Genomic DNA, 13,573 nt, shown 5'->3' with positions numbered 1-13,573 from the left:
CGCCCCATGACGGATGCGCTCTTGACCGGCGGCAATGCGTCGACCGAGGTGCCGCTCAAGCGCCGATTGAGGCGCGCGGAGCGGACACGCCAGGTCAAGGCATTGGCGCTGGTCCTGCCGCTTCTCGTCTTTCTGCTCTTCACCTTCGCAGGCCCGATCGCCGGCATGCTGTGGCGCGCGGTCGATGACAGGGAGGTGCGTCAGGTTCTGCCGCAGACCGTCGCGGCTCTCGCCGATTGGGACGGCAAGGACCTGCCGGACGAAAAGGCGTACGCTGCGCTGGCAAGCGACATCGTGGCGGCGCGCGCCTCTGGCACCATCGCGATTGCGGCGAAGCGGCTGAATTACGCACTCAACGGTTTTCGCACGATCCTGACCAGCACGGCACGCAATCTGAAGACGATGCCGGAGCCAGGCTCGGCCAAGGAGACGCTCGGCAAGATCAATGCGGCCTGGCGCGAACGCGCCACCTGGACGACCATCAGGGACGCCAGCGGCCCCATCACGGGCTTCTACCTGCTGGCGGCGCTCGACTTGGTCAGGAACGTCGACGGCGCGATCGTCGCGGCCCCGCCGGACCAGGCCATCTATCGCAGCCTGTTCACCCGCACCTTTATCATCAGCCTCAGCGTCACCGCGCTCTGCCTGATCCTCGGCTTCCCGGTCGCCTACCTCCTGGCGACACTGCCGCCGGGACGATCGAACCTGCTGATGATCTTCGTGCTGCTGCCGTTCTGGACGTCGCTCCTGGTTCGCACCTGCGCCTGGATCGTGCTGTTGCAAAGCAAGGGCGTCGTGAACGACAGCCTGCACTGGCTCGGCATCATCGACGAGCCGTTGCGCCTGATCTACAACCGCTTCGGCGTCTGCGTGGCGATGACCCACGTTCTCCTGCCCTTCATGATCCTGCCGCTCTACAGCAGCATGAAGGCGATCTCGCCTGCTTACATGCGTGCCGCCGCCTCGCTCGGCGCGCCGCCGTTCACCGCTTTCTTGAGGATCTACCTGCCGCAGACGCTGCCCGGCATCGGCGCAGGAAGCCTGCTCGTCTTCATCCTCGCGCTCGGCTACTACATCACACCGGCCCTCATCGGCGGCGCCGCCGATCAGATGATCAGCTACTTCATCGCGCTCTACACCACCGAAACGGCCAATTGGGGTCTTGCTTCGGCGCTCGGTGCGGTGCTGCTGCTCGCCACCATTCTGCTGGCATTGGTCTACGGCAAGCTGGTGCAGGGCCAGCAGGTCACGGGAGGCATGAAGAATTGAGCGACAATGCTTCCCTCCGCACGCCGAGCCAGCGCATTGCGTGGACCGCAACCATCATTGTCTCCGCGCTGGTGTTCATCTTCCTGATCGCGCCGATCCTGGCGATCATGCCGTTGTCCTTCAGTTCGGGCTCGTACCTGACCTATCCGCTTCCGGGCCTGTCGTTGCGCTGGTACCACGACTTCATCAGCTCGCCGCGCTGGATGAATTCGCTGAAGAACAGCATGATCATTGGCGTCGCCTCGACGCTGCTGTCCATGGTGCTCGGCACGCTCGCGGCGCTCGGCCTGGCGCAGTGGAAGAGTAGGTTCAAGCCGCTCGTGCTGGCCTTCGTGCTGTCACCGGTCGTCGTGCCCGGCGTCATCACCGCGGTCGGCCTGTATTTCTTCTTCGCGCCGATCGGGCTGACCGGCAGCTATCTCGGCTTGATCCTGGCCCACACCGCGCTGGCGACGCCCTTCGTGGTGATCACGGTCGGCGCGACGCTGCAGAGCTTCGACACCAATCTTTCGCGCGCCGCCGCCTCGCTCGGCGCCTCGCCGCTGGAGGCGTTTCGCCGTGTGATCCTGCCGCTGATCCTGCCCGGCCTCGCTTCGGGCGCATTGTTCGCCTTCGCGACCAGCTTCGACGAGGTGGTGATCGTTCTGTTCATGGCAGGTCCCGAGCAGCGCACCCTGCCGCGCGAAATGTTCAGCGGCATCCGCGAGAACATCAGCCCGACGATTACGGCAGCGGCGGTGATCCTGACGGCGGTCTCGGTGATCCTCCTCGCCACCCTCGAAGGCCTGCGCCGCCGCAATGAACGGCTCAAGGGTGGCGACTGAGCGCTCTTCCTTCTCCACGATTGCAGGGTGAGGGGAAGTCTTCGCAAGGACGACGGCAGTATCGTAGGGTGGGCAAAGCGACTTGTCCGCCGTAGCTCGAAGAGCGAAGGCGGAAGCGTGCCCACCATGTCCCTCGATCATGCTGAGATGGTGGGCAAGGCGCAAGTGCGCCTTTGCCCACCCTACGATCCTGAGCTCGCTGATCCTGCTGAGCCTCATCAGCTGCGGGGAGAGGCGAAGGGAACACTGCCCGCCCCTTCTCTTTTTGCATTCCGCTATGGCGCGCATCGCTTAGCTGCCGCGGTCGATTGTCGCTAGAACAGTCCCCGCAACAAAGCCCGAACAACAACACAGGGAGAAGAACAACCATGCAAAAACTCATCGCCGCCGTCGCGGCCGGTTTCGCCCTCGCCGCTACGTCCGGCGCGGCGCAGGCGCAGATTTCCGACGATGTCGTCAAGATCGGCGTGCTCACGGACATGTCCAGCCTCTATGCGGACGCGACCGGCAAGGGCTCGCTCGCCGCCGTCGAGATGGCGGTCGCCGATTACGGCGCGAAGGTCGCGGGCAAGCCCGTGCAGGTGGTCGCCGCCGACCACCAGAACAAGCCCGACGTCGGCGTCAACATCGCCCGCAACTGGTACGACAACGACAAGGTCGACGCGATCTTCGACGTGCCGACGTCATCGGTGGCGCTGCCGGTCTCGGCGCTGACGCGCGAGAAGAACAGGATCAACATCAATTCCGGCGGCGGCTCGTCCGACATCACCGGCACCGCCTGCTCGCCCAACACCGTGCATTGGACCTACGACACCTATGCGCTGTCGAACGTCGCCGGCAAGGCGATGGTCAAGCGCGGCGAGGATAGCTGGTTCTTCGTCACCGCCGACTACGCCTTCGGCATGGCGCTGCAGCGCGACGCCGCCAACGTCGTCAAGGAGAGCGGCGGCAAGGTGCTCGGCGAAGTCCGCCATCCGCTCAATTCGTCGGATTTCTCCTCGTTCCTGCTCCAGGCCCAGGCCTCCAAGGCCAAGGTGGTCGCGCTGGCCAATGCCGGCGGCGACACCACCAACGCGTTGAAGCAGGCGTCCGAGTTCGGCCTGACCCAGGGCGGCCAGAAGATGATCGCGCTCCTGCAGGAGATCACCGACACGCATTCGCTCGGCATCAAGGCAACCCAAGGCCTGATCGTCACCGACGCCTTCTACTGGGACATGAACGAGGAGACCCGCGCCTTCTCCAAGCGCTTCAACGAGAAGGTCGGCCACATGCCGACCATGATCCAGGCCGGGCTCTACTCGGCGACCATGCACTATCTGAAGGCGATCGACGCCATCAAGAGCGACGAGGCGCCGAAGGTGATGGAGCAGATGCGCAAGACGCCGGTCAACGACTTCTTCGCCAGAGGCGGCAAGATCCGCATCGACGGCCGCATGGTGCACGACATGTATCTGTTCGAGGTCAAGAAGCCCGAGGAATCCAAGGGAGAGTGGGACCTCTAGAAGCTGATCGCCACCGTGCCCGGCGACGAGGCCTTCCGCCCGCTCGACAAGGGCGGCTGCCCGCTGGTGACGCACTGAGAGCCGTCTCCCTCGCCCCGCTAGCGGGATGAGGTAAGAAATAGACACGACAGCGCGCCCGGCGAAAACCAGGCGCGCTTCGTTTAGGAAGTTACGCGGACTGCATTACTCCGCGTACTTGAACTCCGGCATGTTCTTCAGCTCGTCCTTGCTGGCATTGAACACGGCGTGGTCCGGATACCACTTCGAGGTGGACGACGTCGTGGTCGCAGCCGGCCTGTCGGTGCCGGTCGCAGCGCCTGTCGTGGTCGATGCGGCGGGCTTGGCGCCCGGGTTCGTGCCGGTGCCGGTATAGGCGACGGCCTCGTTGACGAACTTCAATTTCTCATAGGGCACGGCGACCAGATGCTCGCCCATGCCGAGGAAGCCGCCGACGCCGATCACGGCAATCTTGACGTTGCCGCTCTTGTCCATCAGCAGCTCGTTGATCGAGCCGATGTTCTCGTTGGCCTCGTTATAGACCTTCAGGCCCGACATCTTCGACGTACGCCACTCGCCGGAAGCGGTCGTGGTGGCCGTCGTCGCGGTTGCCGCGGTCGGCGCCTTGTCGGTGGTGGCGGTCGGCGATTGCGCGAACGCAACGGTCGCAAGCAGTGCGGTGCCGGCGAGGCCGGCGGCGATGGATTTCGTCAGCATGTTGTCCTCTCCTTCACAGAAAAAACTCGTGTGGAGAAAACAGCGCTGATCACACGCAGTTCCGTGCGCGCCGCAATTTCGTCGCGCGATGCGCGAGTGCGGAAACCTCGCAGGGACTGTTCCTGCGTCACCCAGGAACATTTTGCGGCGCACGGTTCCCCGCCGACGATCATGCGCCCTGGGTGAAGCACGATCGTGGCGAGGACTCGCGCCGACCCGCGTCGCTCAGGGTCAGCTCTTGTAGTCGATCAGAAGCGCGGAGAGGTCGGAATTGCCGGACGAGCTGCCGTTGGCGCCGTAGGACGAGCTCGATGATTGCGACTGCTGCAGCGCCTGCAGGAACTGCTGGAGAATCTCGGCCGTGGAGGCATCGGTCGACGTGCTGCTGGTCGAGTCCGCAGACGACGCCGAATCCGAAGCGCTGTCGTCCGGCGGCGGACCGGGCGGAGGTCCGCCTGCACCGCCGGCGCCACCCGGCCCGCCCGGACCGCCCGCGAAGGCGGACTGAAACACGCCCTTGAGCGCTTCGGCCTGATCCGACGTCAGCGTGCCGTTCGACACCTCGTTCGAAATGAGGTCGTCGATCTTCGACTTCATGTCCTCCTTGGAGGGACGCGTGCCGCTCGACTGGTCGCTCGAGCGGCTCTGCTGGAGTGCCGTGTCGATGTCGGTCAGCGCCGTCGAGAGCGCTGACTGGTCCGACGACGAGATCGTGCCGGCGGACACTTCCGATTGCAATTCCTGCTGCAGCCGCTGCAGCGGCGAGGGGTGGTTGTTGGCGGAGGCCGCCGAAATCGAGGTCATGATGGCTCCGTGGATTTTGCGGGGTTTCGTCGCGGACCACGCCACGCTATGGTTAACGGCCTTAACGAGACCTTGCCGCTTCGCGACGGCGCGATTGCCGCCTGTTGCGGGAAGCCCGGCAGAAACAATCCGAAACAAAAATCTTCGCCATTTGGCCCGAATCCTGGACAAACAAAGCGCATGGCCGTTCCCAATCCCAACATCCTGGTCGTCGAAGACGACCGCGAAACCCGGACGTTGATTGCGAAGTACCTGCGCAACAACGCCTGCAACGTCACCGCCGTGAGCGACGGCCGCGAGATGTCGCGCGCCATGGCCGATCACCGCGTCGACCTCATCATCCTCGATGTCATGCTGCCGGGCGAGGACGGCCTCAGCCTGTGCCGCAAGGTGCGTGCCGAGGCGCAGACGCCGATCATCATGCTGACCGCGCGCGGCGAGGACGTCGACCGCATCGTCGGCCTGGAGATGGGCGCGGACGACTATCTGCCGAAACCGTTCAACCCGCGCGAGCTGCTCGCCCGCATCAACGCGGTGCTGCGCCGCCAGGCCGCGGCCCAGGCGGCGAGCTCGATCGAAGGCGCCTCCACGCTCACCTTCGAGGGCTGGCACATCGACCTGCGCCTGCGCGAGCTGCGCAATCCCGAAGGCGCGCGCGTCGCGGTGACCAGCGCCGAATTCGATCTCTTGCGCACGTTCTGCGAACGGCCCGGCCGCGTGCTGTCGCGCGACAGCCTGCTCGACCTCACGCAAGGGCGCAGCACCGGTTCGTTCGAACGCTCCATCGACGTACTGGTCAGCCGCATCCGCCGCAAGATCGAGCCCAATCCAACCGATCCCACGCTCATCAAGACGGTGCGATCCGGCGGCTATCTGTTCACGCCGCGAACGCAGGTGGCGAGTCCTCAAGGCACTCAAGCAGCGAGCATTGAAGCGGTTGCGGCGCCCCTGAGCAGTTGAAGGGGACGCCAACGATGAAGCCGTTCGGATTCTTCCACCTCAAGGGGATCGGCGGGCAGATCGCCGCGCTGGTGCTGGCTTCGACCGTCGCGCTCCATCTCGTCGTCACCACCGCCTTCCTGATCAGCCGGCCCGACCGCCCCGACACGCCGCCGGACGGAGCGCATCAGCTGACCGATGCCGCGCTGCTGCTCGGCTCGGCCGAGGCCGGCGAGCGTCCGCGCCTCGTCGCCGATCTCGCGCGCGCCTTCCCCAAGCTCGGCATCGAAATGCTCGCGCCTGGCACCGCAAGCGTCGCAGAGAGCGACAATCAGCATCTGCGCGGGATGCGCCGTCATCTCGGACGCGGCTACAGGGCGGTCCAGCTGACCTCGGGCGGCACAGCATCCCGCGTCGGCGTCGAGTTGCCCGACGGCACCGTGATCGCCGGACATGTCGAGGGCGGCCCGCGCCCGTGGTTCTGGGGCGGCCCCTGGCTGACGGCGCTGATGACCGCCTTCATCTGCGTCAGCGTGCTCGGCCTGTGGGCGGCGCGCGCGCTGGCAGCACCGCTATCGTCATTCGCCAAGGCCGCCGAGAATTTCAGCGTCGACGGCGAGGCGGAGCCGCTGCCGGAGCGCGGCCCGGAAGAGATCCGCTCGGTGGCGCGCGCGCTCAACCGCATGCATGAGCGGATCGCCCGGCTGATGTCGGATCGCACCCGGATGCTGGCCGCGATCAGCCACGATCTGCGCACGCCGATCACGCGGCTGCGCCTGCGCGCCGAATTCATCGAGGACGAGGGCAACCGCAAGCGCATGCTGATGGACCTCGACCAGATGCGCGCGATGCTGGAATCGGTGCTGTCGCTGCTACGCAACGACCGCAAGGTCGAGGCGGTCACGCTGGTCGACATCGCCAGCACGCTGCAGCTCGTCGCCGACCAGTTCGGCGACATGGGCCATGTCGTGCATTATGACGGGCCGGCGTCCGCGACCGCCGCCGCGCGGCCCGACGATCTGCATCGTGGCGTCACCAACCTGGTCGAGAACGCGGTGCGCTTCGGCGCCGAGGTGACGATCCGCCTCGACATCTCGGGTACCACGCTCGTCATCGACGTCGAGGACGACGGCCCTGGCATTTCGGATGCCCGAAAGCAGGAGATGCTGGAGCCGTTCGTGCGCGGCGACGATGCGCGCACCATGGACGAATCCACCGGCTTCGGGCTCGGCCTGTCGATCGCGCGCGCCATCGCGCTCGCCCATGGCGGCGAGCTGTCGCTGCACGACCGCAACCCACATGGACTGATCGTACGGATGCAATTACCGCTCTGGCAGCAGCCGCGGCTCGCCGCCTGACTCAAGCCGCGAGCGGCGGGTGCTCGATCGCGGTCTCGTCGAAGATAGCCACGGCCTCGAAGCGATAATTGCAGGCGTGGCAATTCCAGAGATAGGAGACGCGCCCCTCGCCCGGCTCGATCCAGTCAGGCTTCGGAATCGGCGTGCCGCATTGGGCACAGGGGTTCTGTCTGGGGATGTCGCCGAGGTTTGCTTTTGTCATGGCACCTCTCCCGATTTGCAGCGTCTTCTTACTCGCTTTCGCTGGCACGCGCGAATAGACAGGCGTGCTGCCGCGAGCGGGGATCGTCCGTCCCCGAAGCTCTCTTGCGCCAGCTTTGAGTCGTAACCGCGGCTCGGCACCGCAAAATCGGGCGATGGCGGCGTTTGGTCACATCATCGCCGCGTTCGGAAGGCCTAACGGCGGCTTGGCGCAGGTCACTCTAGGGGACCTCAGGGATATCTGATGAAAATTTTATGCATTGCCGCGCTGCTCGCGGCCGGATTGACATTGCCGCAGGCCGCAGTCGCGGGCGAAGCCGAATATGCCGAGATGATCGCGGCGCATGCCCGCGCCAACGGCGTGCCGGAAGCGCTGGTGCATCGCGTGATCATGCGCGAGAGCCGCTACCAGCCGCACCTCGTCGGCCGCGGCGGCACCATCGGGCTGATGCAGATCAAGCTCGCGACCGCCCGCGGGGTCGGCTACACCGGCGATGCCGCCGGCCTGCGCGATCCCAACACCAACCTCACCTATGCCGTGAAATACCTCGCGGGCGCCTATCGCGCCGCCAATGGCGACCATGCCCGGGCCGTGCGTTATTTCGCCGGCGGCTATTACTACGCCGCCAAGCGCCAGCGGCAGCAGGCCGTGCAAATCGCCAATATGGGCGATACCAATATGGGCAATATGGGCCAACCCTGGCTCGAGCCCAACGGCAACCCGCAGCCGATGTTCGGCGCCACTCCGCACAGGAAGCTGGCCCAGCGCGTCCGCAATGCGCGGGCGCAGGCCTCGCAATAGCCGCTCGTGTCCCGGACGCGCTGCAGCGCGTAGCGTTGCTGCGCAGAGCCGGGACCCAGCATCCCTGCATCAGCATGGGCCCCGGCTCAGCAGCGCGCACTGCGTGATGCGCTGCGTCCGGGGCACGAGGGTTCCCGCAACACGCGTTGACCACCCCGCCTCCGTGGCATACATTAGAGCCGTTCCGAGGGGTGCTCCGAGGAGGAGCTGAGATACCGCTAAATGGGCAATAACGCCCAGGACCGCGGTGACCCTTTGAACCTGATCCGGGTCATGCCGGCGAAGGGACAGGGATGTTGCAAACGACCAAGCGACCGGACTCACCGGTATCCATCATCGGCGCAGGCATCGCCGGAGCCTGGCAAGCCCTGCTGTTCGCGCAGGCCGGCCATGCCGTGACCTTGCACGAGCGCGGTGACGAGGCGATGACGGACGCCACCAGCCATTGGGCCGGCGGCATGCTCGCGCCCTATTGCGAGGCCGAGGTCGCCGAACCCATCATCAGCCGCCTGGGGCTGCGCTCGCTCGACCTCTGGCGGCGTGAGCTGCCCGACACGCCCTTCAACGGCTCGCTGGTCGTCGCCCATCCGCGCGAACGCAACGATTTCGAGCGTTTTGCGCGCATGACCGAGGACCACCGCCGGCTCGATGCCTCAGGCCTCGCCGCGCTCGAACCCTCGCTGGAGGGCCGCTTCCGCGACGCGCTGTTCTTCCCGGCCGAGGGCCATGTCGAGCCGCGCCGCGTGCTGCCGCAGTTGCACGATCGCATCCGCGCCGCCGGCGGCACCATCAAGTTCTCCAGCGACGTCGCAGCCGGGGATCTCGACGGCATCGTGATCGACTGCCGCGGCCTTGGCGCCCGCGACGAGCAGAGCGAGCTTCGCGGCGTCAAGGGCGAGATGATCCTGATCGAGACCAGCGAAGTGCAGCTTGCGCGCCCGGTGCGGCTGATGCATCCGCGCTGGCCGCTTTACGTGATCCCGCGCGAGGACAATCTGTTCATGCTGGGCGCGACCTCGATCGAGGCCGAGGACACCGGCGTCAGTGTCCGCTCCGCGTTGGAGCTTTTGGGCGCGGCCTACGCCGTGCACCCCGCCTTCGGCGAGGCCCGCATCGTCGAATTCGGCTCGGGGCTGCGTCCCGCCTACCCCGACAATCTGCCGCGCATCGGCATTCGCGGCAAGACGATCTCCGTCAACGGACTCTACCGCCACGGCTTCCTGATCGCGCCGGCGCTCGCCGAGCTGACGCTCGCCTATGTCGAGCGCGGCCAGATCGACAACGAGGTGATGCGATGCTTGTGATCGTCAACGGCGAGCAGCGCGAGGTGACTTCGGGAAGCGTCGATGCGCTGCTCTCGGAGCTCGACTACGAGGGCACGCATTTTGCGATCGCGCTGAACTACGACGTCGTGCCGAAGAGCCGCTGGGCCGAGACGGCGCTGAAAGCCGGCGACGAGATCGAGATCATCACGCCGCGGCAGGGAGGGTGAGGTGATGCCTGTCGCCACAAACGACGCCGTCATCCTGAGGTGCGAGCCGTCTTCGGCTCGCCTCGAAGGATGGCCGCAAGCGGCGCTGTCATCCTTCGAGGCGCGCAAGTGCGCGCACCTCAGGATGACGGTCTGTGCAAGTCGCCCGCAAGGAAATTGAAGCCATGGTGACCTTCTACGGCAAATCCTTCGCCTCCCGCCTGCTGATCGGCAGCGCGCTCTATCCCTCGCCTGCGATCATGCAGGAAGCGATCCGCGCCTCCGGCTCGAACATCGTCACGGTGTCGCTGCGGCGCGAATCCGCCGGCGGCAAGACCGGGGACGCGTTCTGGAAGCTGATCCGCGAGCTCGACGTCACCGTGCTGCCGAACACCGCGGGATGCCGCAGCGTGCGCGAGGCCGTGACCACGGCAAAGCTCGCGCGCGAATTGTTCGGGACGAGCTGGATCAAGCTCGAGGTGATCGCCGACAACGACACGCTGCAGCCCGATGTCGTCGGCCTCGTCGAAGCCGCCACCATCCTGATCAAGGACGGCTTTGAAGTGTTCCCCTATTGCACCGAGGATCTCTCGGTCGCCAACCGCCTGATCGATGCCGGCTGCAAGGTGGTGATGCCGTGGGCAGCTCCGATCGGCAGCGCCAAGGGCATCACCAACCGTGACGCGCTCAAGCTGCTGCGCGAGCGGCTGCCCGACATCACGCTGGTGGTCGACGCCGGCATCGGTGCGCCCAGCCACGCGGCCGAGGCGCTGGAGCTCGGCTATGACGCCGTGCTGCTCAACACCGCGATCGCAAAAGCCGCCGATCCCGTCGCGATGGCGAACGCCTTCCGCCTCGGCTGTGATGCCGGCCGCACCGCTTATGAAGCCGGGCTGATGAACGCCCGCGACTTCGCCTCCCCCTCCACCCCTGTCGTTGGGACTCCGTTCTGGCATGCCGTATCCTGATCGATTTTATCCCGTCGTCGACAGCCTCAAATGGGTCGAGCGACTGACAAAGCTCGGCGTCGGCACCATCCAGCTGCGCGCCAAGGAGCTCAACGACGCCGACGCGCTGCAGATCGTCACCGACGCGCTGGCGATCACCAAGGACACGCAAGCCAGGCTGGTCGTGAACGACTATTGGCGCGCCGCCGTCGTCGCCGGCGCGAAATATCTGCATCTCGGCCAGGAGGATCTGGCGGAAGCCGACCTCAAGGCCATCCGCGAGGCCGGCCTTTCGCTCGGCATCTCCACTCATGACGATGCCGAGCTTGAAACCGCACTCGAGGCCAAGCCCGACTATGTCGCGCTCGGCCCGATCTTCTTCACCACGCTTAAATCGATGCGCTTCGAGCCGCAGGGCATTCCGAAGATCACCGAATGGAAGAAGCGCATCGGCGCCATTCCGCTGGTCGCGATCGGCGGCATCAAGTTCGAGCAAGCCGCGGAGATCTTTGCGGCGGGCGCGGATTCCATCGCGGTGGTGTCCGACGTGACGCAAAACGCCGACCCCGATGCCCGCGTGCGGCAATGGCTCGGCCTGTCCACGGAGGCTGCGTGATGCCCCCACTCTCTCCCCACACCCCACTGTCATCGCCCGGCTTGACCGGGCGATCCAGTACGCCGCGGCTTCTCGGCTCTAGCCGCACTGCCGCGGAATACTGGATCCCCGCTTTCGCGGGGATGACCTCTCGCGCAGCGAAACTAACGAATTAAACCGGAGGATCCCATGAACATCCGCTCCAATCCCGAGAAAACCGTCCCCGCCGTCACCACCGGCCCCCTGCCCTCCTCGCGAAAAATCTTCGCCTCGCCGGACGCTGCGCCCGATCTGCGCGTGCCCTTGCGCGAGATCATCCTGTCCGAAGGCGCGGGCGAGCCGAACCTGCCGGTGTACGACACCTCGGGCCCCTACACCGATCCGAGCGTGACGATCGACGTCAACGCCGGCCTTGCCCGCAATCGCAAGCAATGGGTGCTGGAGCGCGGCGGCGTCGAGGAATATCAGGGCCGGCAGATCAAGCCGGAGGACAACGGCAGCGTCTCCACCGACAACGCCGCGCGCGCGTTCAGCGCCTATCACCAGCCGCTGCGCGGCCTCGACGGCCACAAGATCACCCAGCTCGAATTCGCCCGCGCCGGCATCATCACCAAGGAGATGATCTACGTCGCCGCCCGCGAAAACCTCGGCCGCAAGCAGCAGCTCGAGCGCGCGGAAGCAGCCCTCGCCGACGGCGAGAGCTTCGGCGCTTCGGTGCCCGCCTTCATCACCCCGGAGTTCGTGCGCGACGAGATCGCGCGCGGCCGCGCCATCATCCCCTCCAACATCAACCATTCCGAACTCGAGCCGATGATCATCGGCCGCAACTTCCTGACCAAGATCAACGCCAATATCGGCAACTCGGCGGTGACGTCGTCGGTCGAGGAAGAGGTCGAGAAGATGGTGTGGGCGATCCGCTGGGGCGCCGACACCGTGATGGACCTGTCGACCGGCCGCAACATCCACACCACGCGCGAATGGATCTTGCGCAACTCGCCGGTGCCGATCGGCACCGTGCCGATCTATCAGGCGCTGGAGAAGTGCAACGGCGATCCCGTCAAGCTGACCTGGGAGCTCTACAAGGACACGCTGATCGAGCAGTGCGAGCAGGGCGTCGACTATTTCACCATCCACGCCGGCGTGCGCCTGCAATACATCCACCTCACCGCCAGCCGCGTCACCGGCATCGTCTCTCGCGGCGGCTCGATCATGGCGAAGTGGTGCCTGGCGCATCACAAGGAGAGCTTCCTCTACACGCATTTCGACGAGATCTGCGACCTCATGCGCAAGTATGACGTCTCGTTCTCGCTGGGTGATGGATTGCGCCCCGGCTCGATCGCCGACGCGAATGATCGCGCACAATTTGCCGAACTCGAAACGCTCGGCGAATTGACAAAAATCGCGTGGGACAAGGGCTGCCAGGTCATGATCGAAGGCCCCGGCCACGTGCCGATGCACAAGATCAAGATCAACATGGACAAGCAGCTCAAGGAGTGCGGCGAAGCCCCGTTCTACACGCTTGGACCGCTGACCACCGACATCGCGCCGGGCTATGACCACATCACCTCAGGGATCGGCGCCGCCATGATCGGCTGGTTCGGCTGCGCCATGCTCTGCTACGTCACGCCGAAGGAGCATCTCGGCCTGCCCGACCGCAACGACGTCAAGGTCGGCGTCATCACCTACAAGATCGCCGCCCACGCGTCTGACTTGGCCAAGGGCCACCCCGCAGCCCAACTGCGCGACGACGCCCTCTCCCGCGCGAGGTTCGACTTCCGCTGGAGCGACCAATTCAACCTCGGCCTCGATCCGGACACCGCCAAGAACTTCCACGACGAGACCCTGCCGAAGGAAGCCCACAAGGTCGCCCATTTCTGCTCGATGTGCGGACCAAAGTTCTGCTCGATGAAGATCACGCAGGACGTGCGCGACTACGCGGCGACGCTGAACGATCCGAACAGTGTGGGCATGTCGCTGGCCGGCACCGCCGAAGACGGCATGGCCAAGATGAGCGCGAAGTTCAAGGAGATGGGCAGCAGCGTGTATCTGGATGCGGAGAAGGTGAAGGAGAGTAATCGGGTGTTGTGAGGGGCGTCTGGTACAGGCTTTTGGGACGACAATTGTCGTCCCAAAGTCGCAACAATGCG

Annotated in this window: 13 protein-coding genes, 1 pseudogene and 1 riboswitch; of the genes and pseudogenes, 11 read left to right on the top strand and 3 right to left on the bottom strand. The window is 65.5% G+C overall.

Features of this window, described 5'->3' with window-relative positions; translation table 11 throughout:
• The first annotated feature begins 6 nt into the window (after nucleotides 1-6).
• The 3 genes and pseudogenes from GGD62_RS22065 to GGD62_RS22055 all read left to right on the top strand — a co-directional run bounded on the left by GGD62_RS22065 (nucleotide 7) and on the right by GGD62_RS22055 (nucleotide 3,673).
• Nucleotides 7-1,269, top strand: coding sequence for an ABC transporter permease (locus GGD62_RS22065; RefSeq protein ID WP_183710175.1), 1,263 nt, complete (start codon nucleotides 7-9; stop codon nucleotides 1,267-1,269).
• Nucleotides 1,266-2,093 (top strand): ABC transporter permease, encoded by an 828-nt coding sequence (locus GGD62_RS22060; RefSeq protein ID WP_183235089.1) that lies wholly within the window; start codon nucleotides 1,266-1,268, stop codon nucleotides 2,091-2,093. The genes GGD62_RS22065 and GGD62_RS22060 overlap by 4 nt, the downstream gene beginning before the upstream one ends.
• 368 nt (nucleotides 2,094-2,461) lie before the next feature.
• Nucleotides 2,462-3,673, top strand: a pseudogene (locus GGD62_RS22055) (ABC transporter substrate-binding protein).
• A gap of 105 nt (nucleotides 3,674-3,778) precedes the next feature.
• Here the strand turns inward: GGD62_RS22055 and GGD62_RS22050 are convergent.
• Both GGD62_RS22050 and GGD62_RS22045 read right to left on the bottom strand, forming a co-directional pair.
• Nucleotides 3,779-4,309, bottom strand: coding sequence for a PRC-barrel domain-containing protein (locus GGD62_RS22050; RefSeq protein ID WP_018318630.1), 531 nt, complete (start codon nucleotides 4,307-4,309; stop codon nucleotides 3,779-3,781).
• A 231-nt stretch (nucleotides 4,310-4,540) separates the two neighbouring features.
• On the bottom strand, nucleotides 4,541-5,113 hold the full coding sequence (locus GGD62_RS22045; RefSeq protein WP_177236970.1) for a hypothetical protein: 573 nt from the start codon (nucleotides 5,111-5,113) through the stop codon (nucleotides 4,541-4,543).
• Between the two features lie 180 nt (nucleotides 5,114-5,293).
• Here GGD62_RS22045 and GGD62_RS22040 point away from each other — a divergent pair, with 180 nt between their 5' ends.
• Together GGD62_RS22040 and GGD62_RS22035 are read left to right on the top strand one after the other, a co-directional pair.
• The gene (locus GGD62_RS22040; RefSeq protein ID WP_092253529.1) at nucleotides 5,294-6,073 is read left to right on the top strand and encodes a response regulator; all 780 of its coding nucleotides are present in this window, start codon (nucleotides 5,294-5,296) and stop codon (nucleotides 6,071-6,073) included.
• Nucleotides 6,074-6,087: 14 nt separating this feature from the next.
• Nucleotides 6,088-7,410: an ATP-binding protein gene (locus tag GGD62_RS22035; protein ID WP_183710173.1), complete on the top strand. Its 1,323-nt coding sequence runs from the start codon at nucleotides 6,088-6,090 to the stop codon at nucleotides 7,408-7,410.
• Nucleotide 7,411: 1 nt separating this feature from the next.
• Here the strand turns inward: GGD62_RS22035 and GGD62_RS22030 are convergent, their stop codons facing one another.
• Complete coding sequence (locus tag GGD62_RS22030) at nucleotides 7,412-7,612, bottom strand: hypothetical protein (protein WP_018318626.1); 201 nt, start codon at nucleotides 7,610-7,612, stop codon at nucleotides 7,412-7,414.
• Nucleotides 7,613-7,855: 243 nt separating this feature from the next.
• On the opposite strand from GGD62_RS22030, the gene GGD62_RS22025 reads away from it, so the two are divergent.
• The 6 genes from GGD62_RS22025 (at nucleotide 7,856) to thiC (ending at nucleotide 13,514) form a co-directional block, all read left to right on the top strand.
• On the top strand, nucleotides 7,856-8,413 hold the full coding sequence (locus GGD62_RS22025) for a lytic transglycosylase domain-containing protein (protein ID WP_183710171.1): 558 nt from the start codon (nucleotides 7,856-7,858) through the stop codon (nucleotides 8,411-8,413).
• A gap of 177 nt (nucleotides 8,414-8,590) precedes the next feature.
• A riboswitch (TPP riboswitch) is annotated at nucleotides 8,591-8,719 on the top strand.
• Complete coding sequence (locus GGD62_RS22020) at nucleotides 8,707-9,717, top strand: FAD-dependent oxidoreductase (protein WP_183710169.1); 1,011 nt, start codon at nucleotides 8,707-8,709, stop codon at nucleotides 9,715-9,717. Its footprint overlaps the riboswitch before it by 13 nt.
• Complete coding sequence (gene thiS / locus GGD62_RS22015; RefSeq protein ID WP_018318622.1) at nucleotides 9,708-9,905, top strand: sulfur carrier protein ThiS; 198 nt, start codon at nucleotides 9,708-9,710, stop codon at nucleotides 9,903-9,905. The genes GGD62_RS22020 and thiS overlap by 10 nt, the downstream gene beginning before the upstream one ends.
• A gap of 164 nt (nucleotides 9,906-10,069) precedes the next feature.
• The gene (locus tag GGD62_RS22010; protein ID WP_183235487.1) at nucleotides 10,070-10,852 is read left to right on the top strand and encodes a thiazole synthase; all 783 of its coding nucleotides are present in this window, start codon (nucleotides 10,070-10,072) and stop codon (nucleotides 10,850-10,852) included.
• Nucleotides 10,839-11,447: a thiamine phosphate synthase gene (locus GGD62_RS22005; protein WP_183235086.1), complete on the top strand. Its 609-nt coding sequence runs from the start codon at nucleotides 10,839-10,841 to the stop codon at nucleotides 11,445-11,447. Before GGD62_RS22010 ends, GGD62_RS22005 begins: the two co-directional genes overlap by 14 nt.
• A 168-nt stretch (nucleotides 11,448-11,615) precedes the next feature.
• Entirely contained in the window at nucleotides 11,616-13,514 is a 1,899-nt protein-coding gene (gene thiC / locus GGD62_RS22000; protein WP_183710168.1) for a phosphomethylpyrimidine synthase ThiC, read from the top strand.
• Nucleotides 13,515-13,573: the final 59 nt, after the last annotated feature.

Source organism: Bradyrhizobium sp. ERR14 (genome assembly GCF_014198235.1).
Taxonomy (GTDB): Bacteria; Pseudomonadota; Alphaproteobacteria; order Rhizobiales; family Xanthobacteraceae; genus Bradyrhizobium.
This window is presented reverse-complemented; position numbering and strand designations above follow the sequence as displayed.

Bases quoted from the DNA above. Each gene is read 5' to 3' on its own strand.
- thiS (WP_018318622.1), top strand. From the start codon at position 9,708: ATGCTTGTGATCGTCAACGGCGAGCAGCGCGAGGTGACTTCGGGAAGC.
- GGD62_RS22020 (WP_183710169.1), top strand. From the start codon at position 8,707: ATGTTGCAAACGACCAAGCGACCGGACTCACCGGTATCCATCATCGGC.
- GGD62_RS22050 (WP_018318630.1), bottom strand. From the start codon at position 4,309: ATGCTGACGAAATCCATCGCCGCCGGCCTCGCCGGCACCGCACTGCTT.
- GGD62_RS22010 (WP_183235487.1), top strand. From the start codon at position 10,070: ATGGTGACCTTCTACGGCAAATCCTTCGCCTCCCGCCTGCTGATCGGC.
- thiC (WP_183710168.1), top strand. From the start codon at position 11,616: ATGAACATCCGCTCCAATCCCGAGAAAACCGTCCCCGCCGTCACCACC.
- GGD62_RS22005 (WP_183235086.1), top strand. From the start codon at position 10,839: ATGCCGTATCCTGATCGATTTTATCCCGTCGTCGACAGCCTCAAATGG.
- GGD62_RS22035 (WP_183710173.1), top strand. From the start codon at position 6,088: ATGAAGCCGTTCGGATTCTTCCACCTCAAGGGGATCGGCGGGCAGATC.
- GGD62_RS22040 (WP_092253529.1), top strand. From the start codon at position 5,294: ATGGCCGTTCCCAATCCCAACATCCTGGTCGTCGAAGACGACCGCGAA.
- GGD62_RS22045 (WP_177236970.1), bottom strand. From the start codon at position 5,113: ATGACCTCGATTTCGGCGGCCTCCGCCAACAACCACCCCTCGCCGCTG.
- GGD62_RS22025 (WP_183710171.1), top strand. From the start codon at position 7,856: ATGAAAATTTTATGCATTGCCGCGCTGCTCGCGGCCGGATTGACATTG.
- GGD62_RS22030 (WP_018318626.1), bottom strand. From the start codon at position 7,612: ATGACAAAAGCAAACCTCGGCGACATCCCCAGACAGAACCCCTGTGCC.
- GGD62_RS22065 (WP_183710175.1), top strand. From the start codon at position 7: ATGACGGATGCGCTCTTGACCGGCGGCAATGCGTCGACCGAGGTGCCG.